At 61.8% G+C, this 23,146-nt stretch carries 29 protein-coding genes; 14 read left to right on the forward strand and 15 right to left on the reverse strand.

The window, feature by feature from the left end:
* Positions 1 to 2 precede the first annotated feature (2 nt).
* Positions 3 to 1,409, forward strand: a complete 1,407-nt coding sequence (locus C5L10_RS07875) for an FAD-binding oxidoreductase (protein ID WP_105429171.1) — start codon at positions 3 to 5, stop codon at positions 1,407 to 1,409.
* Positions 1,409 to 1,987, forward strand: a complete 579-nt coding sequence (locus tag C5L10_RS07880; RefSeq protein ID WP_105429172.1) for an NAD(P)H-dependent oxidoreductase — start codon at positions 1,409 to 1,411, stop codon at positions 1,985 to 1,987. The genes C5L10_RS07875 and C5L10_RS07880 overlap by 1 nt, the downstream gene beginning before the upstream one ends.
* Here the strand turns inward: C5L10_RS07880 and C5L10_RS07885 are convergent.
* Positions 1,984 to 2,595, reverse strand: coding sequence for a GNAT family N-acetyltransferase (locus C5L10_RS07885; protein ID WP_105429173.1), 612 nt, complete (start codon positions 2,593 to 2,595; stop codon positions 1,984 to 1,986). The two genes, C5L10_RS07880 and C5L10_RS07885, sit on opposite strands and share 4 nt — an antisense overlap.
* A gap of 106 nt (positions 2,596 to 2,701) precedes the next feature.
* Between C5L10_RS07885 and C5L10_RS07890 the strand changes: the two genes are divergently transcribed.
* Together C5L10_RS07890 and C5L10_RS07895 are read left to right on the forward strand one after the other, a co-directional pair.
* Positions 2,702 to 3,904, forward strand: a complete 1,203-nt coding sequence (locus C5L10_RS07890) for a low temperature requirement protein A (protein WP_105429174.1) — start codon at positions 2,702 to 2,704, stop codon at positions 3,902 to 3,904.
* Positions 3,905 to 3,958: 54 nt separating this feature from the next.
* The gene (locus C5L10_RS07895; RefSeq protein ID WP_105427006.1) at positions 3,959 to 4,534 is read left to right on the forward strand and encodes a transglycosylase SLT domain-containing protein; all 576 of its coding nucleotides are present in this window, start codon (positions 3,959 to 3,961) and stop codon (positions 4,532 to 4,534) included.
* A gap of 39 nt (positions 4,535 to 4,573) precedes the next feature.
* Here the strand turns inward: C5L10_RS07895 and C5L10_RS07900 are convergent, their stop codons facing one another.
* Complete coding sequence (locus C5L10_RS07900) at positions 4,574 to 5,191, reverse strand: YceI family protein (protein ID WP_245447947.1); 618 nt, start codon at positions 5,189 to 5,191, stop codon at positions 4,574 to 4,576.
* Between the two features lie 47 nt (positions 5,192 to 5,238).
* Positions 5,239 to 6,780, reverse strand: a complete 1,542-nt coding sequence (locus tag C5L10_RS07905; RefSeq protein ID WP_105429176.1) for an NAD(P)/FAD-dependent oxidoreductase — start codon at positions 6,778 to 6,780, stop codon at positions 5,239 to 5,241.
* A 135-nt stretch (positions 6,781 to 6,915) separates the two neighbouring features.
* On the opposite strand from C5L10_RS07905, the gene C5L10_RS07910 reads away from it, so the two are divergent.
* Both C5L10_RS07910 and C5L10_RS07915 read left to right on the forward strand, forming a co-directional pair.
* Entirely contained in the window at positions 6,916 to 7,386 is a 471-nt protein-coding gene (locus C5L10_RS07910) for a pyridoxamine 5'-phosphate oxidase family protein (protein ID WP_105429177.1), read from the forward strand.
* The gene (locus C5L10_RS07915) at positions 7,383 to 8,732 is read left to right on the forward strand and encodes a GAF domain-containing protein (protein ID WP_371411923.1); all 1,350 of its coding nucleotides are present in this window, start codon (positions 7,383 to 7,385) and stop codon (positions 8,730 to 8,732) included. The genes C5L10_RS07910 and C5L10_RS07915 overlap by 4 nt, the downstream gene beginning before the upstream one ends.
* A gap of 5 nt (positions 8,733 to 8,737) precedes the next feature.
* Here the strand turns inward: C5L10_RS07915 and C5L10_RS07920 are convergent, their stop codons facing one another.
* The 3 genes from C5L10_RS07920 to C5L10_RS07930 form a co-directional block, all read right to left on the reverse strand.
* A complete protein-coding gene (locus C5L10_RS07920) occupies positions 8,738 to 9,166 on the reverse strand; it encodes a L,D-transpeptidase (RefSeq protein WP_046635044.1) in 429 nt (142 codons plus the stop codon).
* A 206-nt stretch (positions 9,167 to 9,372) separates the two neighbouring features.
* Positions 9,373 to 9,765, reverse strand: coding sequence for a RidA family protein (locus tag C5L10_RS07925; protein WP_105429178.1), 393 nt, complete (start codon positions 9,763 to 9,765; stop codon positions 9,373 to 9,375).
* Positions 9,755 to 11,182: an aldehyde dehydrogenase family protein gene (locus tag C5L10_RS07930; protein WP_105429179.1), complete on the reverse strand. Its 1,428-nt coding sequence runs from the start codon at positions 11,180 to 11,182 to the stop codon at positions 9,755 to 9,757. Before C5L10_RS07930 ends, C5L10_RS07925 begins: the two co-directional genes overlap by 11 nt.
* Before the next feature lie 352 nt (positions 11,183 to 11,534).
* Here C5L10_RS07930 and C5L10_RS07935 point away from each other — a divergent pair, with 352 nt between their 5' ends.
* A complete protein-coding gene (locus C5L10_RS07935; protein WP_105429180.1) occupies positions 11,535 to 12,452 on the forward strand; it encodes a DUF4344 domain-containing metallopeptidase in 918 nt (305 codons plus the stop codon).
* Positions 12,453 to 12,522: 70 nt separating this feature from the next.
* Here the strand turns inward: C5L10_RS07935 and C5L10_RS07940 are convergent, their stop codons facing one another.
* The 4 genes from C5L10_RS07940 to galE all read right to left on the reverse strand — a co-directional run bounded on the left by C5L10_RS07940 (position 12,523) and on the right by galE (position 15,933).
* The gene (locus C5L10_RS07940) at positions 12,523 to 13,137 is read right to left on the reverse strand and encodes an alpha/beta hydrolase (RefSeq protein WP_105429181.1); all 615 of its coding nucleotides are present in this window, start codon (positions 13,135 to 13,137) and stop codon (positions 12,523 to 12,525) included.
* A 26-nt stretch (positions 13,138 to 13,163) separates the two neighbouring features.
* Positions 13,164 to 14,096 carry a VOC family protein gene (locus C5L10_RS07945; protein ID WP_046635037.1) on the reverse strand — a complete coding sequence of 311 codons (933 nt, stop codon included), beginning with the start codon at positions 14,094 to 14,096 and terminating at the stop codon, positions 13,164 to 13,166.
* Between the two features lie 143 nt (positions 14,097 to 14,239).
* The gene (ung, locus tag C5L10_RS07950; RefSeq protein WP_105429182.1) at positions 14,240 to 14,932 is read right to left on the reverse strand and encodes a uracil-DNA glycosylase; all 693 of its coding nucleotides are present in this window, start codon (positions 14,930 to 14,932) and stop codon (positions 14,240 to 14,242) included.
* An 11-nt stretch (positions 14,933 to 14,943) separates the two neighbouring features.
* On the reverse strand, positions 14,944 to 15,933 hold the full coding sequence (gene galE / locus C5L10_RS07955; protein ID WP_105429183.1) for a UDP-glucose 4-epimerase GalE: 990 nt from the start codon (positions 15,931 to 15,933) through the stop codon (positions 14,944 to 14,946).
* A 106-nt stretch (positions 15,934 to 16,039) separates the two neighbouring features.
* Here galE and C5L10_RS07960 point away from each other — a divergent pair, with 106 nt between their 5' ends.
* Genes C5L10_RS07960 through C5L10_RS07970 form a run of 3 tightly spaced genes read left to right on the forward strand, consistent with a single transcriptional unit; the run spans position 16,040 to position 17,089 of the window.
* Positions 16,040 to 16,399, forward strand: a complete 360-nt coding sequence (locus C5L10_RS07960; protein WP_105429184.1) for a type II toxin-antitoxin system RelE/ParE family toxin — start codon at positions 16,040 to 16,042, stop codon at positions 16,397 to 16,399.
* Entirely contained in the window at positions 16,389 to 16,712 is a 324-nt protein-coding gene (locus tag C5L10_RS07965; protein ID WP_105414713.1) for a DNA-binding transcriptional regulator, read from the forward strand. Before C5L10_RS07960 ends, C5L10_RS07965 begins: the two co-directional genes overlap by 11 nt.
* 20 nt (positions 16,713 to 16,732) lie before the next feature.
* Positions 16,733 to 17,089 (forward strand): YbaN family protein, encoded by a 357-nt coding sequence (locus C5L10_RS07970; RefSeq protein ID WP_105429185.1) that lies wholly within the window; start codon positions 16,733 to 16,735, stop codon positions 17,087 to 17,089.
* Between the two features lie 11 nt (positions 17,090 to 17,100).
* On the opposite strand, the gene C5L10_RS07975 is transcribed toward C5L10_RS07970, so the two are convergent.
* From C5L10_RS07975 to C5L10_RS07985, 3 genes are read right to left on the reverse strand one after another with little or no spacing between them, the layout of a single operon-like run.
* Complete coding sequence (locus C5L10_RS07975) at positions 17,101 to 17,883, reverse strand: heme ABC transporter ATP-binding protein (protein ID WP_105429186.1); 783 nt, start codon at positions 17,881 to 17,883, stop codon at positions 17,101 to 17,103.
* Positions 17,880 to 18,968 (reverse strand): iron ABC transporter permease, encoded by a 1,089-nt coding sequence (locus C5L10_RS07980; RefSeq protein ID WP_105429187.1) that lies wholly within the window; start codon positions 18,966 to 18,968, stop codon positions 17,880 to 17,882. The genes C5L10_RS07975 and C5L10_RS07980 overlap by 4 nt, the downstream gene beginning before the upstream one ends.
* Complete coding sequence (locus C5L10_RS07985; protein WP_105429188.1) at positions 18,968 to 19,852, reverse strand: hemin ABC transporter substrate-binding protein; 885 nt, start codon at positions 19,850 to 19,852, stop codon at positions 18,968 to 18,970. The genes C5L10_RS07980 and C5L10_RS07985 overlap by 1 nt, the downstream gene beginning before the upstream one ends.
* A gap of 163 nt (positions 19,853 to 20,015) precedes the next feature.
* Between C5L10_RS07985 and C5L10_RS07990 the strand changes: the two genes are divergently transcribed.
* Together C5L10_RS07990 and hutX are read left to right on the forward strand one after the other, a co-directional pair.
* A complete protein-coding gene (locus C5L10_RS07990) occupies positions 20,016 to 20,363 on the forward strand; it encodes an antibiotic biosynthesis monooxygenase (protein ID WP_046635025.1) in 348 nt (115 codons plus the stop codon).
* Positions 20,364 to 20,371: 8 nt separating this feature from the next.
* The gene (gene hutX / locus C5L10_RS07995; protein WP_105429189.1) at positions 20,372 to 20,890 is read left to right on the forward strand and encodes a heme utilization cystosolic carrier protein HutX; all 519 of its coding nucleotides are present in this window, start codon (positions 20,372 to 20,374) and stop codon (positions 20,888 to 20,890) included.
* A 289-nt stretch (positions 20,891 to 21,179) separates the two neighbouring features.
* Here hutX and C5L10_RS08000 read toward each other — a convergent pair whose 3' ends face one another.
* Both C5L10_RS08000 and C5L10_RS08005 read right to left on the reverse strand, forming a co-directional pair.
* Positions 21,180 to 21,410, reverse strand: coding sequence for a hypothetical protein (locus C5L10_RS08000; RefSeq protein WP_105429243.1), 231 nt, complete (start codon positions 21,408 to 21,410; stop codon positions 21,180 to 21,182).
* A gap of 106 nt (positions 21,411 to 21,516) precedes the next feature.
* Positions 21,517 to 21,705 (reverse strand): DUF3008 family protein, encoded by a 189-nt coding sequence (locus tag C5L10_RS08005; RefSeq protein ID WP_038544703.1) that lies wholly within the window; start codon positions 21,703 to 21,705, stop codon positions 21,517 to 21,519.
* 142 nt (positions 21,706 to 21,847) lie between these two features.
* Here C5L10_RS08005 and C5L10_RS08010 point away from each other — a divergent pair, with 142 nt between their 5' ends.
* Both C5L10_RS08010 and C5L10_RS08015 read left to right on the forward strand, forming a co-directional pair.
* Positions 21,848 to 22,105: a hypothetical protein gene (locus tag C5L10_RS08010; protein WP_046666749.1), complete on the forward strand. Its 258-nt coding sequence runs from the start codon at positions 21,848 to 21,850 to the stop codon at positions 22,103 to 22,105.
* Positions 22,106 to 22,282: 177 nt separating this feature from the next.
* A complete protein-coding gene (locus tag C5L10_RS08015; RefSeq protein WP_371411926.1) occupies positions 22,283 to 23,086 on the forward strand; it encodes a nucleotidyltransferase family protein in 804 nt (267 codons plus the stop codon).
* The last annotated feature ends 60 nt before the right edge of the window (positions 23,087 to 23,146 follow it).

Raw genomic sequence — 23,146 nt, forward strand, 5'->3', positions numbered from 1 at the left:
ACATGCCGGATTACGCACAGATCAAGAAAGAACTCCAAGGCCTCGCGGTCGAGGACAATCCGGCGCTGGTGCGCCAGAAGAGCCGCGATTTCTACTGGTACTCGCCGATCCTCAAGGAAGAACTCGAGAACGTCACCGCCGATCTCGTCGTCTCGCCGAAAAGCGAGGAAGAGGTGATCCGGGTGCTGAAGGTCGCCTACGCCCATGGCGTGCCGGTGACGCCGCGCGGAGCCGGCACCGGCAATTACGGCCAGGCCATGCCGCTCTCGGGCGGCATCGTGCTCAACCTCATCAACATGAACAAGGTCAAGGAAATCCATCCGGGCCGCGTCATCGCCGAGCCGGGCATCGTGATTGCCGAACTCGACCGCCAGACAAAAGCCCATTCCGGCCAGGAACTGCGCTTTCATCCCTCGACCGCCCAGACCGCGACGATCGGCGGCTTTGTCGCCGGCGGTTCCGGCGGCGTCGGTTCGATCCATTGGGGCGGGTTGCGCGACCTCGGCAACATCCTGCGCCTGCGCGTCGTCACCATGGAGGCTGAACCGCGCGTGCTCGACCTGACTGCCTGGGACCTGCAGAAGGTGACCCATGCCTATGGCACCAACGGCATCATCGTCGAGGTCGAGATGCCGCTGGCACCCGCTTATGACTGGGTGGACGTGCTGGTCGGTTATGACGACTTCATGGATGCGGTGCGCTTCGGCGATGCGCTGGCCCACAAGAACGGCCTGCTGATTAAGGAGATCGCCCCGATCGCGGCACCGATCCCTTACGACTATTTCCCACGCCACAAGCCGTTCCTGCGCGACCGCAACCAGTCGATCGTCGTGCTGATGATTGCGCCGCATTCGATGGACGCCTTCGCCGCCTTTGCCGAGCGCCAGAAGGGCGAAATCCTGTTCCGCTCCGACAAGGTCGAGAGCATGAAGGGCATCCCGCATGCCTATGAACTCGCCTGGAACCACACGACGCTGCGCGCCCTGAAAGTCGATCCCGGCTTCACCTATCTCCAGGTCCAGTATCCGGGACCGGACCATGTCGCCAAGGTCGAGAAGATGACCAAGCTGTTCGGCGACGAGGTGCCGGGCCATCTGGAATTCATCAAGTTCGACGGTCGCATGCAGTGCTCCGGCCTGCCTCTCGTCCGCTACACGACCAAAGAGCGGCTGGAAGAGATCATGCAGATCCACCGCGACAACGGCTGCCCGATCTTCAACCCGCACCGCTACACGCTGGAAGAAGGCGGCATGAAGCAGACGGACACCGTCCAGCTCGCCTTCAAGAAGGAGACCGATCCGAAGGGGTTGCTCAACCCCGGCAAGATGATCGCCTGGGATAATCCCGATTTCGATTTTTCCGCCGGCAAGAACTACCTCTTCCCGGGCCTTGCCGCAGCAGGTGGCTGATGCGTGTCCTGCTCGTCCATTCGCATCCGGTCGAGGAAAGTTATGGCGCCGCCCTGCACAGGCAGGCGCGTGAAAGTCTGTTGAAGGCCGGGCACGAGGTGGATGACTGCAACCTCTATGCCGAAGGTTTCGATCCGGTCATGTCGCGCCATGACCGGATGACCTATCACGACTACCCTAACAACCTGTCGCTGGTGAAGCCCTATGTCGACCGGCTGCAGGCGGCGGAAGGCTTGGTCATCGTCACCCCGGTCTGGAATTTCGGCTGGCCGGCCATGCTGAAGGGTTATTTCGACCGTGTCTGGCTGCCGGGCATCACCTTCGAGCTGAAGGACGGCAAGCTGACGCGAAAACTGCATATCGACAAGGTGGCGGTGGTCACCACCTACGGCGCCACCCGCTGGCGCGCCTTCCTCGCCGGCGACCCGCCGCGAAAGCTGTCGAAACGCGTGCTGCGGGTACAGACCAACCCAGCCCAGCCGGTAACGTTTCTGGCCCATTACGACATGAACAACTGCACGCCGGAAACACGCGCCGCCTTCCTTGACAAGGTCCGGCGCGAAATGGAGCGGTTCTAGACCTCCCTCTCGCGGCGCATCAACAGAAGAGCCTCTGCCTCGACCATTGCGACCCGCGTGGCCGCTTCCGGGCGGTCTGCGTCCGATGCATCCCGTTCGGAGATGAACAGGAGCCGATCCACCTCCGCCCCAGCAGCCGTCACCGTCCGGTAGGTTTCCCATCGTTGATGGACCCTCGCCGCAACGCGGAGCGACGGGATATTTTCCGGGCTGACGATCGAGACGATCCGCTCGAAACCGAGGCCGCTGAGACCAAAATCACGGCAGGCGGCAGCCGCCTCGAAGGCATAACCACGGCCGATCCATTCTCGTCGGAGATGATAGCCGATCTCCGGCTCCAGGCCCTTGGGCGTCGGCTGGAGGGTAATGCCGCAATCACCGATCAACTCGCCGGTCACTTTCTCGACCATGCCCCAGAGACCGAAACCGTGTTCCTCATAACTCCGGAAGGCGAGCTTTTCGAACCATGCCTCGGTCTCTTTGAAACTCTTGGCGCGCGGGTAGAAGCGCATGCTCTCGGCATCACCGAAGATGCGAAACAAGATCGGCAGGTCGGCTTTTCCGATTTCCCGCAATATCAGCCTTTCCGTCTCAAGAACGTCACGCATCCCAAGCCTCAATCATCGCGATATCGCCTGCCACTCTTTACTTGAACACGCTTTTTTGCGCTATTTCCCTCGATCGCGAATCTTGATGCTCGGGGGCAGGCAAACGATGACGAAGCAAGCTTCACCACTTGCCACTATCCTGCGTCCCTTGCATCCCCGGGATCCGGACGAGCGTCATCGGGTCGCAACTCCGCTCGAACTTCTGTTCGACCTCGTGTCGGTGATCGCGATCGCTTCGGCCGCGGCCGGGCTGCATCACGCGATTGCCGAAAACCATGCGGCGCAGGGCGTGATGACCTTCATCATGGCCTTCTTCGCCATCTGGTGGGCCTGGATGAACTTCACCTGGTTCTCGTCTGCCTATGACAATGACGACGTCGTCTATCGGCTGCTGACCATGGTGTTGATGGGCGGCTCGCTGACGATTGCCGCCGGCATTCCGGCCCTCTTTACGGAGGCGCCGGATTTCACGCTGGTGATCTATGGCTACGCCGTCATGCGCATCGCCATGATCATCCTGTGGCTGCGGGCGGCCTATCACGACCCTGGCTGCCGTCCCACCGCGCTCGGTTATGCGATCGGGATCTTCCTCGTCCAGCTTCTCTGGCTGAGCTTCCTCTTTCTGCAGCCCCTCACCTTCGGCGTATCCTATGTCCTCTGGGCGGTCGCCGTGGGCCTTGAACTGGCGGTGCCGGCCGTTGCGGAGCGGCTGACCGCCAACACACCCTGGCATCGCCACCACATCGTCGAACGGTACGGCCTGCTCAACATCATCGTGCTCGGCGAGACGCTGCTTGCGGGCTCAATCGCGTTGCGCCAGTTCGCCGGCGAATTCAACCTGATGCTGGTGCATACGGCGCTATCGGCCCTGGTCATCGTCTTTTCGCTCTGGTGGGTCTATTTTGCCCGCGAGGAACAACTCGGCAGCCATCACCTGAGGCGCTCGCTTCTCTGGGGCTACGGCCATTTCTTCATCTTCACCTCAGGCGCGGCGGTCGGCGCGGGTTTTGCCGTGCTCGTCGACATCATCACCCACCATTCCGAGGTCTCCATCCTCGTCGGCGACTACGCTGTGGCGATCCCGGTCGCGATCTATCTGGCGAGCCTGTGGTTCGTGCGCGACCGTTATGTCTGCATCGGCCCGGCGCGTTTCACGCTCGCTGTGTTTGCCGTCCTGACGCTGGTTGCGCCGGCAATCGGGCTCGGACTGGAAGGCATTGCGGCAACAACTGCGCTCGCCGTCATCGTCAGAAATTTCTTTGCCGGACGCGCTTATTTAGCGCCACCGACATCTCATCCCGACCATTAAACTTTTCCTTAAATTTTACCGGTTATTAATCTCTGGAAACCGAGAGATTAAGCGATGCGTATTGCGTTTTTCATCGCCCTCCTGACGGTGTCCCTGTCTGCCTGCGCTTCTGCGCCGAGCAGGGTTACCAATGCCTGCGCGATCTTCGAGCAGCGCGACGGGCTGTTCAACAACTGGGCGCGTGACGCCAAGAAGGCCGAGCAGGAATTCGGCGTGCCGGTGCCGATCCTGATGGCGACGATCTATGTGGAATCGGGCTTCCAGCCCTATGCCCGGCCGCCGCGCACCAAGCTGCTCGGCTTCATCCCGTGGAAGCGCGCCTCGACGGCCTACGGTTACGCCCAGGCTCTCGACGGCACCTGGCTGAGCTATAAGAAGGATACCGGCCGCTGGAGCGCCAGCCGCACCGATTTCGGCGATGCCGTCCATTTCGTCGGCTGGTATCACAACCAGAGCCATCTCAAGAACGGCATCCCGCTCGCCGACAGCTACAACCTCTACCTCGCCTACTACACCGGCCAGGCCGGTTACGCGCGCGGCCAGTTCGGCAACGGCGTCAAGCAGACTGCCCAGAAATCCGCCGGCATGGCCGCCAAATACGAAGCGCAGCTCAGAAGCTGCGGTTATTGATGAAGCGGCGCCGGTTGCCAGCGCCGCCAGCGTCACGGATCAGTTCGTCGCCTTCTTCCGCGGCGCGAGTTCAGTCTCGATCAGGATCATCACCTCGTCGCTGACTACCGGCACATGATGGCTGAGGCCCCATTCGCTGCGTTTGATCCGGGCAATAGCGGAAAAGCCGAGCTTCGGTACCTTATCCATCGGGTGTTCGGCCATCGAGCCGTTGAACGTGACGTCGAGCGTCGCCGGCCGGGTCTGGCCGCGAAAGGTGAGGTTGCCGGTCACCTGCCCCTTGTTCTCGGCCGTCACTTTGACCTCGGTCGAGACGAAGCTGATCGGCTGCGCCGCCAGAAAGTTCACGTCGCTACCGATCTTCTTGTCGAAATCCTCCACGTGGGGAAACGGGAAATCGGTGCGTACCGAGGTCGGATCGATACTCGCCGACACCTTTGAAGCTGCCGGATTCTCTGCATCCCAGAGGAGTTCGGCGCTCATCTTGGTGAATCGGGCGGTATAGTTCGACAGCCCGAAATGGCCGACTTTCCAGGTGACGCTCGAATGGGCAGGGTCGGACATGTAGGTCCCGGAAGGCGCGGGTGCCTGCTTGCTCTCTGGAGAGGCAGGTGTGCCGAGCAGCGCCGACAGCGCGAGAAGATACAGGTATTTCATGAGCATGGCCTTTCTTGTTGAATCAGATGAATCAATGGTTGAAGTGTTCAAGCCGCTGTCTGAACCCGGAGGAGTTTGAGGAGCTGGCGGATGCTCTCCTCCTCGGCGGTGAAATCGCCGGTCGTGATCGCCCCGAAGGCTACCGCCGCAGCCTCCGTCTTCGCCGGCGCATGCGGCAGCGCGTCCGGCCCTTGCAGGCGGAAGGAGATCGGCGAAAGCGGCCCGAACAGCAGCGCCCGCTCGAGGTCCGGCCAGATCGTCAGGTCCGGCTCCACGCCGGCGTTGCGGGCGAAGGTGAGCGCCGCCACATGCATCGGCAGGCTGAGCGGCCCCGAACGGGTGGCGCGGCAGCGATCAACCTCGGCATGCATCGCTGCCTGCGTCGGAAATGGCTGTTTACTTCCGAAACACTGGGCAACCCAGCGCGCCTGCAATTCGAGAACCGGAAAGACAGGTCCAACCAGATCGAACAGGCCGAGAAAGGCGAGCCCCGGCAGCTCCGGGTGGAAAGTGTGGTCGTGAAGATCGGCACCATAACCGTCGAGACGGATCGTCCGGACGATATCCTCCGAAAGCCAGGGCATCGAGAGACGATAACCCGTGCCGAACAGGATGGCGTCCACATTGGCGCTCGTCCCGTCGCGGAACCAGATGGTGTGACCGTCGATCCGCTCCATCCAGGGCTTCACGGCGATGCGCCCCTCCGCCACCGCCGGCAGAAAACCCTGCGACTGCGAGATGCCCGCTGCAAAGGCGTTGCCTTCCGGCTTTCGTGCACCGAACTGCTCCGGAGAACCCGCCACCTTCAGGACCTTCATAGTCAGCCCTTCGGCCAGCATGTCCGGCGGCAACACGCCTTCCATCAGCACGGCGGCCCGATTGAACATCACGTGATCGGTCGGCACCCCAGCAATGACCTTCGGCAGGATGTAGCGCTGTCGACGGCTGGTGGAGATCACCTGGGCCGCACCGCCGAGCGCGATATCAGAGGCGATCTCCAACGCACTGATCGAGCAGCCGGCGACAAGCACCTTGCGCCCGCGATAACGCTCCGGGCCGTTATACTGGGCGGTATGGGCGGCGCCGAGAGTTCCGGCGAAACCATCGAGCCCCGGTACGGCGGGTAGGTCGGGCACGTTCTGCCGTCCGGTCGCGATGACAACCCGCTGGAAGATCTCGCAACCTTCCTCGCCATCTTCTGCCGAACGGATCAGCCAGCCATTGCCAGCCCGCTCCAGCCGCTCGACCCGCGTCTTCAGTCTCAGATGCGGCAGCAGGCCAAAGGTGAACGCATATCGCTCGAGGTAATCGAGCATCTCCTCCTGCCGCAGATAGGCGGCGCTTCCGGAGGCGTGGTCGAGATCGGAAAAGGCGGTCATCACGCGGCTGGTATTGGTGCGCATGCCGGGCCAGATGGCGCTGGCCGCCGAGGCGGAATTCCATTGGCCACCGAGGCGGGACGAGGCCTCGAAGATGACGGGTACCAGCCCGCGGGCGATGAGGAAGCGCGCGGCGACGAGGCCGGCGGGACCGGCACCAATCACGGCGACGGCGCTTTCAGGCATTTTGACATGGTTCCTGGTGGACATCAGCTTGCTCCTTGTTCGATGGGAGCGCTTTAGCCAGTTCCGCGAATGTCGTTTCCTAAAAGCTCATTAAGTCGCGCGGAGGGAATCCTAAAACCTGCCTAACTGCGCTATGAACCTGTCCAAGGGGGACGTTCGATGTTCGGGGACGAAATCGCAGGCTTCATAGAAAGCCCGGTGATGCAGATCATCGGCAGTTCGAATGCCGCTCGCCGGCCGGAGATTGGCCGAGCCATGGGCGCATGGATATCCACCGGAAGCGATACGATCGACCTCGTGACCTCAGCCTGGCAATGGCCTGAAACGGTCGCAAATTTGCGCGAAAACGGAAGAATTGCCGTTACGTTCGCCCGGCCATCGGACTACGTCTCCTATCAACTGAAGGGACAGGCGACCATACGGCGCGCAGAGCCGGACGAGGTGGAGCGTTCATCCCAGTACATCGTCGCGATCGTTTCGACCCAGATGAGACTTGGCATGCTGCCGGAACTGATCATGCCGGTGCTTTCGAACCGCGATCCGATGCTGATCACGATGCGCGTCGCCTCGGTCTTCGTCCAGACGCCCGGTTCGCGCGCCGGGGACCGTATCTGGAGCACGACCCCATGACGCCGACGCCGATCAGGCTGACCTTGGCTGATCTCGAAGCCTGTTTCGAAGGCGTGATCCCCTCGATCATCTCGACGGCGGATGCCGACGGGCTGCCGAATATTTCCTATCTCTCGCATGTCGCCGTGGTCGACGATCGGCATGTGGCGCTCTCCAACCAGTTCTTCGCCAAGACCGCCGCCAACATCCGTCTGAACCCGCACGCGATGCTGCTTCTGGTGGATGCGCGCAATTCTGCACAATACCGGCTGGAGCTGGTCTTCGCCCACACCCTGGAGGCGGGGCCACTGTTCGATCACATCGCGCTGCAGATCGACGCCAGCAGCGCCCAGGTCGGCATGGCGGGCATCATGAAGCTGCGCAATCTCGATATCTTCCGCGTCGTGAGCATCGAGGCGATCCCCTCCCAGGTCCAGACCGCCGAACTCCCGCAGTCAAAACGGAACCGGTTGATTGGCGCTTCCAGGATTGCCGAGGCGATCGCCGCGGAAGCCGACGCGGACGGCATCATCGATGCCATGCTTGAGGGCCTGCGCGCGGAGTTCGGTTTCGAACATGGCTTGTTGCTGCAACTTTATGAAGAGCGCAACCAGCTCATTACCATCGGCAGCATGGGCTATGTCCCGTCCGGCATCGGCTCGGATATTCCTGTCGACGAAGGTGTGATCGGCGCAGCCGCCGCCGGTGGGCGCGTCGTCAAGCTGAGCGACATGAGCCGCATCCGCCGCTTCGGCGCCGCAGTGCGCGGCTCCTCCGCCGACGAAAACCGAACGCGAGCGATCCCGCTTCCCGGCATGGTGGACGCGATGAGCCAGATCGCCGTGCCGCTCGTCGCCGCTGGCTCGGTGCGCGGCGTCCTCTTCCTCGAAAGCCGCGACCGCATCGCCTTCACCAGTGACGACGAGGCGGCTCTTTCGATGATTGCCAGGCAGGCAGCCATGGCTTTGGCCCTCAGCGAAAAACTTTCGCTCGAAACCGAACCGCAACGGTCGGTCCCGGCCCAACCTGCGACGTCCGAAAAGACAGTGCAAGTTGTCCACCATCGCTTCGATGACAGCGTTTTCATCGATGGCGATTACGTCATCAAGGGCGTCGCAGGCAGGCTGCTTGCTTCGATGCTGGAACAGCACCAGCAAAGCGGCCGTCTGGAATTCACCAACCGCGAAATCCGGCTCGATGCGGCACTGAAACTGCCCGACTTCAAGGATAATCTGGAAACGCGGCTGCTGCTTCTCCGCCGGCGGCTGGAGGAGAAGCGGCTGCCAATCCGGCTGACCCGCCTCGGCCGCGGCCGCATAGGCCTTCTCATCGAAGGTCGGCTCCGGTTCAGCAAGGACGTCGTATAAACCGCTTAACGGCTGACGACGATGCGCGTGTTCGACACTCCGTGCCGGCTGGCGAGCGAGAAGAATGTCGCTGCATTTTCAGGATGCAGGCGAATGCAGCCATGTGAGGCAGGTCGGCCGAGCCGCTTCGTCTCGAAGGTCGCATGGACGGCATACCCGCCGTTATAGAACACCGCAAACGGCATCGGCGCGTTGTCGTATTTGCGCGAACGATGATCCCTGGACAGCCACTTGGCACCCCAGTTCCCCGTCGGCGTCGAATAACCCGAACGCGCGGTCGAGACCTTCCACTCGTAAACCACCACGCCATCCTGCTCGACGGTCATGGTCTGGGACGAGAGGCTGACGCTGGCAACAAGACTTGCAGAAAAAGCAGCGGGTGCGAGAAATTGCGCACAGAAGAGCGCCATGGCTCCCATTACGATACGACGCATAGAAAATCCCCAATAAAAAACCCTGGAGCAAGAGATACCTGGTTCAGCTCAAGGAATATTTAAAATCGAGGACGGTATTCGGCGTAAAATCGCAAATGCATCCGCCATCGCCGCAACAAGACAATACGTGATCAACAAAGACTGAATATATGCGGCCTGCCCGCGATGCGGATGACCCGGGAGAGGTTTCTCTATTCGGCGTTGCTTCAAAACACCTTCGCCGCCGTCACCTCCACTTCGACCAGGAATTCGGCGCGGGTGAAGCCACCGACGACGATCAGGGTCGAGACCGGTTTCGGATCGAGCGTATAGCGGTCCCGCACCATCATGTAGGCGGGAAAATCCTCGCGGCTGGTGACGAAGCCGGAAATGCGGATGACGTCCGCATAGGTCATGCCCGCCTCTTCGAGGATCGCGCCGATCGCCTTGAAGCAGAGTTCGGCCTGGCCTGCCACGTCCGGCGGGATCCTGTCTTCCGGCGAAATGCCAAGCTGACCGGAAGTGACGAGCAGACTTGCGCCCGGTGGGACGAGCAAACCGTGATTGTAGCCGCCGAACGGCTTGCGGACGGAAGGCGGATTGAAGGTCTCAAATGCCATAACCGACGATACCCTTGATTTCGAGGAAGTCGTGAATGGCCCAGTCGGCATATTCGCGGCCGTTGCCGGATTGCTTGAAGCCGCCAAAGGGCGCGAAGAGATCCCATTCGGGATAGTTGATGAACACCGAACCGGCCCGCAGCCGCGCCGCCACCTTGCGGGCATGGACAAGGTCGCCGGACTGGACATAGGCCGCGAGCCCGTAGAGCGTGTCGTTGGCGATCTCGATTGCCTGTTCCTCTGTCTCGTAAGGGAGGATCGACAGGACCGGCCCGAAAATCTCCTCGCGGGCGATGGTCATGTCGTTGGTGACGTTTCCGAACACGGTCGGGCGGATGTAATAACCGCGGTTGAGATTTTCCGGCCGGCCGGGGCCGCCGGTGACGAGCGTCGCACCTTCGGTGATGCCCGCCTCGATCAGCCGCTGGATCTTGTCGAACTGCACCTGGCTGACCACCGGGCCGAGATCGATGCCGTCGGCGTGCGGATCGCCAGTCTTGAGCTTTTCTGCCGCAGCCTTGGCAACCTGAAGTGCCTCGTCGTGACGCCTGGCCGGCACCAGCATGCGGGTCGGCGCGTCGCAGGATTGACCGGAATTGGCAAAACAGGCGGTCACGCCGTCCGCCACCGCCTTTTCGAATTCCGCATCCGCCAAGATGATGTTGGGCGACTTGCCGCCGAGCTCCTGCGCCACGCGCTTCACGGTATCGGCGGCTGTCTTGGCGACGATCACCCCGGCGCGGGTCGAGCCGGTGAAGGACACCATGTCGACATCCGGATGGCCGGCCATCACCTGCCCCACGTCCGGACCGGTGCCGTTGACGAGGTTGAAGACGCCCTTCGGCGTACCGGCGGCCTCCATCACTTCCGCAAAGATGATGCCGCTGATCGGCGCGATCTCGGAGGGTTTGAGCACCATGGTGCAGCCGGCGGCGATCGCCGGCGCCACCTTGCAGACGATCTGGTTGAGCGGCCAGTTCCACGGCGTGATGAGAGCGCAGACGCCGATCGGCTCTTTCAGGATGGTCGTCGTGCCGCGCGTCTCGGTGAACTCGTAGGCTTCGAACGCCTCGATGGTCGCCTTGAGATGCCCCTGCCCGGCGGCCGCCTGCGCGTCGCGGGCAAAGGCGATCGGCGCGCCCATTTCCTGGGAAACGGCTTGCGCGATATCCTCGTAACGCTTTTCGTATTCGGCAAGGATACGGCGGAGCAGCGCCAGCCGCTCCTCCTTCGACCACTGAGAGAAAGACGCGAAAGCGGCCCTGGCGGCTGCGACGGCCTTGTCCACATCCGCCTTGGAACCGAGCGCGATCCGCGTATAGGCCTCTTCGGTGGACGGGTCGATGACGTCGAGCGCGACCGGAATGACCGGCTCGACCCAGACACCGTCGATGAAGAATTTCAAGTGGTTGCTCATGGGAAACCTCCGCGCATCGAGGAAATGGTGAGCCACTATCGGCCATCGCCATCGCCCTCGCAAGCCCGGCGGATGCGTCGAAAAGACGAAGTGCGGAGGCTTGTTCCATCGCCAGGCGGCGCTCGGCAGCCGACGTCTTTGCTCTTGCAGGCCAGGGAAAGCCGGGGAATTTCAACAGGCCTTAAATATTCGTAAAACCCATCGAAACATATCAGCAACAATACCGCTTCATCCGAACTTAAAAGCTCGATGTTACGGAATAGATCGACCTTGCGACGACCAAGCGACTTTCCGCAGCGCTGGGCCATGGACGCGACAGATCAACACGGCTTTCAGAAAGCAGGCAGGCCCGATGCGACGCAGCCTTCTCCCTCTCGCCCTTCTCGGGCTTTTTGCGCTGCCCATGCCCGGCGCACAAGCGACAGCCCTCACCGACGATCTTCAGGGTCTTTCAAAGAAGCAGGTCGAGGACAGCGTCGAGTTCGCATTCGGCAATGCGCTGTTTTTCCTGTTTCATGAAGCCGGACACATGCTGGTTTCAGAATTCAACCTGCCGGTTCTTGGCCGTGAGGAGGATGCGGTGGACACGCTTTCCACACTGCTCCTGCTGGAGGCCGATGACGAAGTTTTCGACACGGCGCTGACCGATTCCGTCGATGGCTGGACGTTTTCCGCAGAGGCCAGCGAGGCGGCCGAACAGGAACTGGCCATGTGGGACGTCCACGCGCTCGACCGCCAGCGCGCCTTCAGCATGGTCTGCATGATGGTCGGCAAGGATGCGGAGAAATTCAAGGAATCGGCCGACAACCTCGAATTTCCGGAGGGACGCCGCAGGCAGTGCGTCGGCGAATATCTGAAAGCCCATGACAGCTGGTTCGGCCTCCTCAAACCGCATCTGCGGACCGACGGGCAGAACAACAAGTTTACGATCACCTACAAGAAGCCGAGCAACAAGGAACTCGAGGACTACGCGGACCTGACGAAGACGGCGAAGGTTCTGGATATCCTCGCCGAGCTTCTCTCGGGGCTCTACAAGCTGGAGGACGGCATCAAGCTGACGGCCGCCGAATGCGGCGAACCGAATGCCTATTGGTCGTCGGGCGAGCGGGAAGTGACATACTGCTATGAACTGATGCAGTGGCACATGCAGACCGTCGCCAAATACTTCAAAGAGGAAGAGGGCAAAACGGGCGACAGCGAAGAGGCGGTCGACGACGAGAAAAAGCCGACCCTCCAGAACCTGTTCGGCAAGGCAACGGCCCGCTGGTAGAGAGCGCCCGCAACGGTCGGCCCGGCATCAGCCTCCACAAGCCTGACGCCGGGCGTTTTTGTTGTCGCGTTCAGACGCCATAGGGCGCAAAGAACGTCTTGGCGGCTTCAATCTCGTTGGGACGAATTTCGTGCCCGCCGCCGTGCCATTCCAATGTCACCGTGTCGCCTTGCCGCCTGAAATAGTCGGCAAGTTCGTCGGTCTGCTGGACGGAACTGATCGGGTCGTGCTGCCCGGCCGTGATCAGAACATGAGCCTGGGCTTCGGCCTTGCGGTCCTTGGGCTTGAACGGGATCAGCGGATGCATCAGCACGCCCGCCTCGAACAGGCCGGGCTTCTCGATCATGATATTGGCGAGAATGTTCGCGCCGTTCGAGAAACCGAGGCCGAGCACGGTCGAGGAACCGTAGCGCTCGCGGTTGGCGGCGACGAATTCGCTCATACGCCCGGTCGCCCGGGCAAGATCCTCGCAATCATAGACACCTTCGGCCTTGCGCCGGAAGAAGCGCGCGGCACCGTGTTCGGAAATGTCGCCGCGCGGCGAGATCACCGTGGCGCCGGCCAAAAGCCGACCACCGAACTCGAAGAACTGGTTTTCATCGCCGCCGGTGCCGTGAAAGACGAACAGGATCGGCGCTCCGGGTGCACCGGGGCGCGCCCGGTGCACATAACTGTCGTAACTCATGATGGTCTCCTTGGACGCTGCGCTGACTAGGCGTCCAGCGGTTCGAGATGTTGTTCGAGCGTTGCCCGCAGATGTGCGTGCTGTGCGGGCAGCTTCAGGGCTTCGCCGAGATGGGCGGTATCCTCGTCGCGATCGAAGCCGGGTTCGTTGGTGGCGATTTCGAACAGCACGCCGCCTGGCGTGCGGAAATAGATCGCCCAGAAGTAGTCGCGGTCGATGACCGGAGTGACCTGGTAACCGGTGTCCATCAGCGCCTTGCGGACTTCGAGCTGCTTTGCGCGGTTCTCGACGGCAAAGGCGATGTGATGGACCGAGCCGGCACCGAGATTGGCGCGGGCAATGTTCGGCATGGTTTCGATGTCGATGACATCGGCACCGTTGCCGCCCGGCATGGCAAGCCTCAGCACGCCATCCTTGTCGTCGATCTGCTGATAGCCCATGAACTTCAGGAGTTCGGCGGTAGCACCTTCATCCCGAAGACGAAGCGAAGCGGAGTGGAAACCGCGGATCGCGTGATCTTCGGAAATTCCGTTGCCGACGAACTGCTTGCGGGCATCATCCTTGACTTCGACGAGCGCGAAACCGTCGCCATCAGGGCCGGCGAAATGCAGGCGGTTTTCACCGAATGCCGTATCGGCCTTGATGCCTTCCGCCCCGGCCTTGGTCAGGCGATCGGTCCAGAAGCCGAACGAGCCTTCCGGAACCGAGAAGAGCGTCGTGCCCACTTCGCCGGTGCCCTGACGGCCACGGGCGATATGCGGGAACGGGAAATAGGTCATCACCGAACCGGGAGAACCGACTTCGTCACCATAATAGAGGTGGTAGACATCCGGCGCGTCGAAGTTGACGGTCTTCTTGACCCGGCGAAGGCCGAGCGTGTCGGTGAAGAACTTGTTGTTGGTGCTGGCGCTTGCCGCCATCGACGTGACGTGGTGGAGGCCCTTGATCTGGTCTAGCATTTTAAACCCCTTTTCTGCGGACCGCCTGTGCGGCCTGCTGTTCTGGGGTAAAGATGGTGGAAGGACCGGGGATTGAATAGACGCGACCATCCGAACGCATTGTTCACTCTGCGTAGACGACCATTGACCAATCGTTCACAGAATTAGGCTTGTTCCGGCAGGCGCCAGTCGACCGGATCCTTGCCGATCGATTGCAGATAGGCATTCGCCTTGGAAAACGGCCGCGAGCCCAGAAAGCCGTTATGCGCGGAAAGCGGCGACGGATGGGCCGACTTGATCACCAGATGGCGCTGCTGATCGACAAACGCCGCCTTCTTCTGGGCATAGGAGCCCCACAGGATGAAGACGACACCGTCGCACTCGTCGTTGACGGCCCGGATCACCGCATCGGTGAACCGTTCCCAGCCCTTGCCCTGATGCGAGGCGGCCCTGGCCTCCTCGACCGTCAACACGCTGTTCAGAAGCAGGACGCCCTGTTCCGCCCAATGTTCGAGGCATCCGTGTCTGGCCGGCGGAATGCCGAGATCCGTCTCCATCTCCTTGTAGATGTTGACGAGCGACGGCGGGACCCGCACGCCCGGACGAACGCTGAAGCAAAGCCCATGCGCCTGGCCGAAGCCGTGATAGGGATCCTGGCCGAGGATCACGACCTTCACCTCGTCGAGCGGCGTCAGATCGAGCGCGCGGAAATATTCCGAACCCTTCGGGAAGACGCGTTTGCCCGCTTCCTTTTCGGCAACGAGGAAGCGGCGCAATTCGCTCATATACGGGTTGGAAAACTCAGGCCCGAGCGCATGTTTCCAGCTTTCCTCGAGCTTGACCTCGCCTTCCGCCATGTCTTGGCCCTTCAGATCACATGATGGTTGGAGCGGGAATGCCAGTCCCAGGCCGAACGGATGATATCGTTCAGGCTGTATTTCGGCTCCCAGCCGAGCACCGCCCGCGCCTTGTCGTTATTGGCGACCAGCGAGGTGGAATCGCCTTCGCGCCGGCCGGTATATTCCACCGGGAACGGTTTTCCGGAAACCGCCGAAATCGCCGCCAGCAGTTCCTTCACCGTCGTGCCGGTGCCGGTGCCGAGGTTGAGTTCGACCGTTTCGCCACCGGCGAGAAGGTAGTCGACCGCCCGGACATGCGCGTCGGCCAGATCGAGCACATGGATATAGTCGCGCACGCAGGTGCCGTCGCGGGTGTCGTAGTCGTCGCCGAACACCTTGAAACCCTGGCGACGGCCGAGCGCCGCCTCGATGGCGAGCGGGATTGCGTGGGTCTCGGGCGTGTGCCATTCGCCGACCCGGCCCTCGAAATCGGCGCCGGCAGCATTGAAATAGCGCAGCATGACCGACTTCAGGTCCTTGTAGGTGCCGTAGTCCTTCAGCGCCTGCTCGACGATGAATTTGGTACGCCCGTACGGATTGATCGGAGCCTGTTTGTGGGTCTCGTCCATCGGCACGCGATCCGGCAGACCGTAGGTGGCGCAGGTCGAGGAAAACACGAAGGCTTTCACGCCCGCATCGATCGCCGCCGACAGCAGCGTCAAAGCGCCGATCACATTGTTGTCATAGAAGGCGACCGGGTTCTTGACCGATTCACCCACCTCGATCAGCGCCGCGAAATGCAGCACCGCGTCCGGCTTGTGTTTGGCAAACACCTCGTTCAGCCGGGCACGATCGCGGATATCGCCCTGTTCCAGCTCACCCCAGCGCGCGAATTCCGCATGCCCGTTGGAGAGATTGTCGAAGACAACAGGCTGATAACCTCGCTCGGCGAGCACCAGGCACGTGTGGGAGCCGATATAGCCGGCCCCGCCGACAACGAGTACTTTCTTCACTGACATCATTTCCCCTGCGGTTATTGAAGCCGGCGGCACTATAACCGGCGGCGGCCGAAAAGCCAGCACCAAGCCACATTGAAAAGCATAGCACCCAGTGCTATATCAAATCATGAGCGGCCGGGTGTTCAAAACTGCGTGGTTTGCCAAAGCGGCAAAGAAAGCGCGGATATCGGATCGCGAGGTTTGCAACGCCATTGCTCAGGTTGCCCTGGGCCAGGCGGACGACCTCGGCGGCGGCGTGTTCAAGAAACGCCTCAACGACAACCGGCACCGGTCGATCATTCTGGCAAAGGCGGGCGAGTTCTGGGTCTATGCCTATCTGTTCGCTAAGCAGGATCGGGCCAATATCGATGATGACGAGCTGGCGGCTTTCCGCAAACTAGCCGAGCTTTACCGCCGGAAGACACCCGGTGCTTTGGATGCGGAACTGAAGAGCGGCGCACTGGTGGAGATTTGCAATGGCAACTAACCGGAAATTCAAGAGCGATGCTTTCGAGGCGATCCATAGCGCCGTGGAAGGCATGTATGAAGCCGGCACGATCGACAAGGAAACGATGCGGACCTTTGACGAGACCTGCCTTTCGGTACCGGTGGAACTTGGGCCTGAGGAGATCAAGGCCTTGCGGGAGGGCAATCACGTCAGCCAGCCGGTCTTTGCCCGTTACCTCAACACCAGCGAATCGACCGTCCAGAAGTGGGAGACCGGCGCCAAGCGCCCGAGTGGGCCAGCGCTGAAACTTCTGGACATCGTGCGCAAACATGGTCTTCAGATGTTGGCCTAACTTTTCATTTAAGAGCTTTCATGCGTCTTCTTTTTCTCGCCCTCGGATGGCTGTTCGTTGCAATCGGCATTGTCGGCGCGTTCCTGCCTGTCCTGCCCACCACTCCGTTTCTGCTGCTAGCAGTTGCCTGTTTTGCCCGCTCCTCGCCGCGGCTGGAGGCATGGTTGCTCGAGCACCCGAAATTCGGGCCTTCGCTGCGCAGCTGGCGGGCAAAGGGTGCGATCGCACGGAAGGCGAAGATCGCCGCCATTTCGCTGATGGCGGTGAGTTATGCGGTGTTCTGGTTCGGCACCTCGCCGCCATTGTGGCGGGCGGCGCTGGTGGCCGCGGTCATGCTCGGCTCGGCGACCTTCATCGTCACCCGCCCGGACACCTGACCATCCAATCGTCAGCGGTGTCGCGATTGCGGCAATACGTAGGGGATGTGGGCTGCCGGCAGGCGGCCGACGGCGCCGGTTATTCCATAGACGCTGGCGATGATCTCGTCGTTCACCGTTTCCGTGCAGGCGCCTTCCGCCACCACCCGGCCGTGGTTCAACACCACGAGATGGTCGGCGAACTCGGCAGCCAGGTTGAGGTCGTGCAGGATGGCGAGCACGATCCCGCCGGCATTGGCGAAGTCGCGGGCGATTTCCAGCACCGAGATCTGGTGCCCGAGGTCGAGGCTGGCAGTCGGCTCGTCGAGAAACAGCGCCCGCGGCACGCCGTCTGCGACCGGCTGCGGCACCTGCGCGAGTGCGCGCGCGAACTGCACCCGCTGCTGTTCGCCGCCCGACAGCGATGGATAAGGCCGGCTTTCGAACCCGCGCAGGCCCACGCGTGACAAGGCCTGACGCGCCTGTTCGGTCGGGTTCAGCGCCCCTTGCGCCACCGCTCCCATACGGACGATTTCGAGCGCCGTGAAGGGGAAGGCGAGCTGCGTCGCCTGCGGCAGCACCGCCCGGCGTTTGGCAAGCTCAACCGGCTGGCAGAGGTCGACGCTGGTGCCGTAATAGCTGACGAAACCGACATTCGGTTTCATCTCCCCGGAGATCACCTTCATCAGCGTAGATTTTCCCGCACCGTTCGGGCCGATGACGACGGTGAACTTGCCCGCCTCAAGATCGAGGCCGACATTGTCGAGCAGTTTGCGGCCCGAGCGGGTGACGGTAACGTGTTCGGCGGAAATCATGGCATGTCCCGCGTGGTGATGCCGTTCTTGCCGAGCAGCAGGAAGAGGAAGACCGGAGCGCCAAACAATGCGGTGATGACGCCGATCGGCAGTTCCGCCGGAGCAGCGACGGTGCGCGCGACGCTGTCGGCAACCAGCAGCAGCGCACCACCGCCGAGCGCCGAGCCCGGCAGCAGGAAACGGTGCGACGGCCCCATGACGAGGCGCAGCAGATGCGGCACGACGATGCCGACAAAACCGATCGAGCCGGCGACGGCGACGGTCGAGCCGCAGGCGGCGGCGACGGCGACGATGACGATCTTCTTCAGCCGCTGCACCGGTATCCCCATGTGGAACGCGGCCGCATCGCCAAGTACCAGCGCGTCGAGGCCGCGTGCCACGAAGGGCATGATCACCATCACCGCACCGACGAAAGGCAGGATGGACAATACCCGGCCGAACGTGGCGCCCCCGAGCGAGCCGAGGTTCCAGAAGGTGATGTCGCGCAGCTGCCGGTCGTCGGCCATGACGATCAGCAGGCCCATGAGCGCCGCCGAAAGCGCGCCGATCGCGATGCCCGACAGGATCAGCGTCGTCGTCGAGGTCCGCCCGTCGCGGGTGGCGATGATGTAGAGCGCCCAGGTGTTGAAAAGACCGCCGAAGAAGGCCATCAGCGGCAGGAACTGGTTGCCGAGCACCATGGCGACCGGCGCCAGAATGCCGTTGCCGAGCACGATCGCCGCAACGGCGGCAAGCCCCGCGCCGGAGGTGACCCCGACGATGCCGGGATCGGCAAGCGGATTGCGGAACAGACCCTGCATCATCGCCCCGGAGACGGCAAGCCCAGCCCCGACCAGAAGGCCAAGCGCGGTGCGCGGCAGGCGGACCGCCTCGAGGATCACCCGGTCCTGGGTTGAAAGGCTGGCGCTGTTACCGGTCGCGTAGGTCCAGAGATCACGCAGGCCGACGCCCGTTGGGCCGATGCCGAGCGAAAGCAGGCACGCGACAATCAGCATCACCGCCAGCAGAAGAAGCACGATGACGCCCTGGCGCGTCCGGTCTCCATCGGCGGCAACCCGGAAGGGCATCGCCAGCGCCTTCATCATCAGTTGATCGCTCCCGGATAGATCTGGGCCGCGAGCGAGCGGGCGGCCTCCGGCGTACGCGGGCCAAAACCGAGCAGCAGCAGGCCGTCCATGGTGACCAGCGCCTTGTTGGCGGCAGCCGGCGTCGTCTGCATCGACGGTATCGCGAAAACCTGTTCCGGGGTGATCGTGTGGTCGCCGCGCGACATGGAGAGCACGACATCCGGCTTCGTGGCGATGACGGCTTCGTCGGCAAGCGGCTTGTAGCCGTTGATCGTCGGCGCGGCATTGATACCGCCGGCCATTTCGATCACGGCGCCCGCTTCCGTGTCGGCACCGCCGGCCATGACGCGGTTATTGGCAAGCGACAGCACGAACAGAACCTTCTTTTTCGGGCCGGGGATCTTGGCAACGTCGGCGGCGAGTTTCTTCAGTCCGTCTTCCGTCTTTAGGGCAAGGGCATCGGCCTTGTCGGAAAGCCCGACCGCCGCACCCACGTCGCGGATCTTCCTGCCAATCGCATCCACCTTCGGCGGCGTCGGGATAACGACCATCGGCACTTCGCTGGCTTTCAGGATTTCGATCACCGGCGGCGGGCCGGAACCCTCCTCCATCAGGATCAGGTCAGGCTTCTGGCCGAGAATGCCCTCCGCAGACAGGGCGCGCATGTAACCGACATCGGGCTTGGAATTGGCCGCATCCGGATAGAAGCTCGTCGAGTCCCGTGCTACGATCCGATCCTCGGCGCCGAGCGCATAGAGGATCTCGGTGATCGTGCCGCCGATAGAGACGATCCGCTTGGCTTCCGGATTGCCCTTGTCGGATGCGGCGGCAACGCCCGCAACGAGACCGGTACCCACGAGGACGGCTGCGAAAAGCCCCCTCAAGGTGAAGGAAGACCCCATGATACTCTGCTCCTTGTCTGCCCAAACCGAGGCGCAACAGGCCTCAGATCCGCCTAGCCGGCGACGATAACTTGAGTTGACTACGCAAGTTTTTTGGGCTTTTCAAGGGGACCGGCCGCAGATATCTTGAGCCGAAAGTGAAACTTTAAGTGAGGGACTATCCATGTATATCGCGATGAACCGATTCCGCGTCGTGCCGGGCTATGAGGAAGCGTTCGAGGCCATCTGGCGCGGCCGCCAGGGCCGCCTCGCGGAGCTGCCCGGTTATGTCGAATTCCACATGCTCAAAGGCCCCAAGGCTGAAGATCACACCCTCTACGCATCCCATACCGTCTGGGAAACCTTCGAGGACTTCCAGGCGTGGACGAAGTCGGAACAGTTCCGCGCCGCCCATGCCAAGGCCGGCGAGAACCGCGGCAAGGTCGAATATCTGTCGGGCCCGCATTTCGAAGGTTTCGAAGTGATCATTCACGAGGACAAGAACGGCGTACGCGCCGACGTAGCAGCCTGAGGCTCCTGATGAACGCCGTTTCCGAAATCAAGCCGGACCGTCGCGAACGGGCGCTCGCCGCGTTGGCGGAGAAGCCCGACGGCGTCGTCGAGGCGATCGCCGCCAAGGCCGACGTGACGCCTGCCGAAATCCTCGAAATCCTGCCGAAGGGTGCGGCGGTCATCGCCGACAAGGAGAAGTTCGCGGATATCTGGGCCGAGATGACCACCTGGGGCGAAGTCCTGTTCATCGTCCATACCGAAGACATCGTGCTGGAAGCCGAAGGCAGCCTGCCGATGGGTTCGGAAGGCCATGGCTGGTTCAACATCCACGGCGACAGCCCGATCGGCGGTCACATCAAGAAGGAGAACTGCGCCTCCGTGACCTTCGTCGACCGCGCCTTCCACGGCCGCCGCTCCTGCTCGGTCTGGTTCATGAATGTCAAGGGTTCGGCGATGTTCAAGGTCTTCGTCAAGCGGGATGCCGCGCGCGAACTGATCGCCGAGCAGCTTCAGAAGTTCGAAGCACTTCGCGACAGTTACGCCTGAGCCTCAGCGGTTCTGTGAGTTTTGGTGATTCGGGCGAAAAATAACCGTCCGAATCACTTGCCGGGCGGAACCTTTCGTTTTCCCCTGCATTGGAGGGCGTGGCAGGGCTTGCGGAGTGGGTTGGCTGCGTGATGATCGTTTAGCCAAGTGCCGCCCTTGAAGGTGGTTGTCATGAGAAAGAGGCGCCGCCGCGCCCATAGGCGGACCGATCGCTTGCGAGAGGCAAGCGATCTTTTAGCGGCGCGGCGCGCTTCAACGATTTTCAGATGTCATCAGGCCCGAAAGCTGACTAGAGGGCTGGTACCCATTTCCAGAAAACGCCTTCCATCCGCTCCGGATAATATTTAAATTCGCATTCGAAGCGGCGGCCATACGCCTCGGCCGCCTTCAAAGCCGCCTCGCTCACCGGCTTCATGCCGGTTCCCGGCGCAAACCAATCTTCCATCAGATCGTCGGGAACGTAGACGCCGATCCTCAGCGGCAGGGCGGTCAGCGTGGCATCGAGTTCTTCAGGTGGCATGGCTTTCTCCTCCACGAAAAGGCGGGCGCTCCGAAGAACGTCCGGCTTTCCGGGAAGTTCCGGTCTCGGACCGGCAGCCCGTTCGTCGAGGCAAAACCGCATCCGGTCAGTGGTGGGCGGCGTGATCCGGCTTGCCCTTGCGCTTGGTCGAGGCGAAATCCTCGAGCTGCTTTTCGCTCATGGATTTCTCCATGCCCTTCGAAGCGCCCTTGAGCTCGCTCTTCTTCATGTCACCGCGTTTCGCGGCAAGTGCGGCACCGGCCGCCTTCTGCTGTGCTTTGGATTTCGCTGGCATATCTGCCTCCTGTCATACTTCTCATCCAACACCGCACGGTCCTGCTTGGTTCCCTGTCCGGCGGAACCTCTCCAGCACCGGCGTGTTCTGGATGGAGAGGACGTTGCCGCGACAGGCTAGAATTTGATGAAAGGAACATCCCATGGACGCCGAACGCAAGATCGACAATGACAAGGAAGCCGAACGCTTTGAAACGGATGGCCGGGAGCGTGCCGAAGATGCGCTTCACGCGCAGATGGACATGACCAATCAGGAGGCGGTCAAGGAAGCCTCCCGTCTCGGCGCCGGGGATACCTACCTGGTGGAAACCGATCTGGAAGACCTCGACGAACGTGAGGACGTCGACCAGCCGGACGGCCGTCCCAGCCCCATGGCGAATGCCGATAATCCCGAACGCTGACCCCTCCCCACATCTCGCAAACAATTGGAAGCGGAACCTCCGGGCGTGCCCGGGTGTTCCTCTGCGCAAGTTGAAGATTTTGTGCGCGACTTGAAGATTTGGAGATCCTCGATGAATGCTGAAGCGAATGCCGCGCAGAACCTGCCGAGGGAGAAGGCCACCCATCCGGTCGACACCATGCCGGGGATGGAGGTGAAGGCTGCGCCGACGCTTGCCGACGCGGATTCCGAAGCTTTTGTCGCCGAGGCGGTCGAGGACCTGGTCAAATGCCATATCCCGTTCCTGCTGGCCGGCACGTTTGCCATCAGCGCCTATACGGGCATCACCCGGCAGACGAAGGATCTCGATATTTTCTGCAAGGCCGGCGACTACGCCCGCATCCTCGCCCATTTCAAGGACAAGGGTTATCATATCGAGGTCGAGGACGACCGCTGGCTCGGCAAGGTGAAGAAGGGCCGGCACTTCTTCGATGTCATCTTTGCCGCGTCGAACGGCACCATGCCGATCAGCGATGCCTGGTTCGAAAACGCCCGCCAGATCGAGATGAACGGCCACAAGGTACGGATCATCGCGCCGACCGAACTCATCTGGTCAAAATGTTTCGTGCAGCTCCGCCACCGCTATGACGGCGGCGACATCGTCCACATGATCCTGCGCGCCCATGACCAGATCGATTGGGAACGGCTGTTGAGCCATATGGAAGTGCACTGGGAAGTGCTGCTCATCCACCTCCTGAATTTTCGCTGGATCTACCCGACCGAGCGCGACAAGGTCCCCGACTGGCTTCTGGACGAGTTGCTCGACCGCCTGAAGGCGCAACGCGAACTGCCGCTGCCGCAGATGAAGATCTGCCGCGGCCGCATGTTCAGCCGCGTGGATTTCGAGATCGACGTCAAGGAATGGGGTTTCGCGGACGTCGGCGGCGAAGGTGACCTTCGCGACGGCGTCGAAGAGGAAATGGCCGAAGGAGGCCCAGTGTGAGCAAGGCAACAGACGCGAGAAACGACACCGCCCAGACGGAAACAAAAAAGGCTGACACGA

The sequence above is a fragment of the Neorhizobium sp. T6_25 genome, from assembly GCF_002968555.1.
Classification (GTDB): Bacteria; Pseudomonadota; Alphaproteobacteria; order Rhizobiales; family Rhizobiaceae; genus Neorhizobium.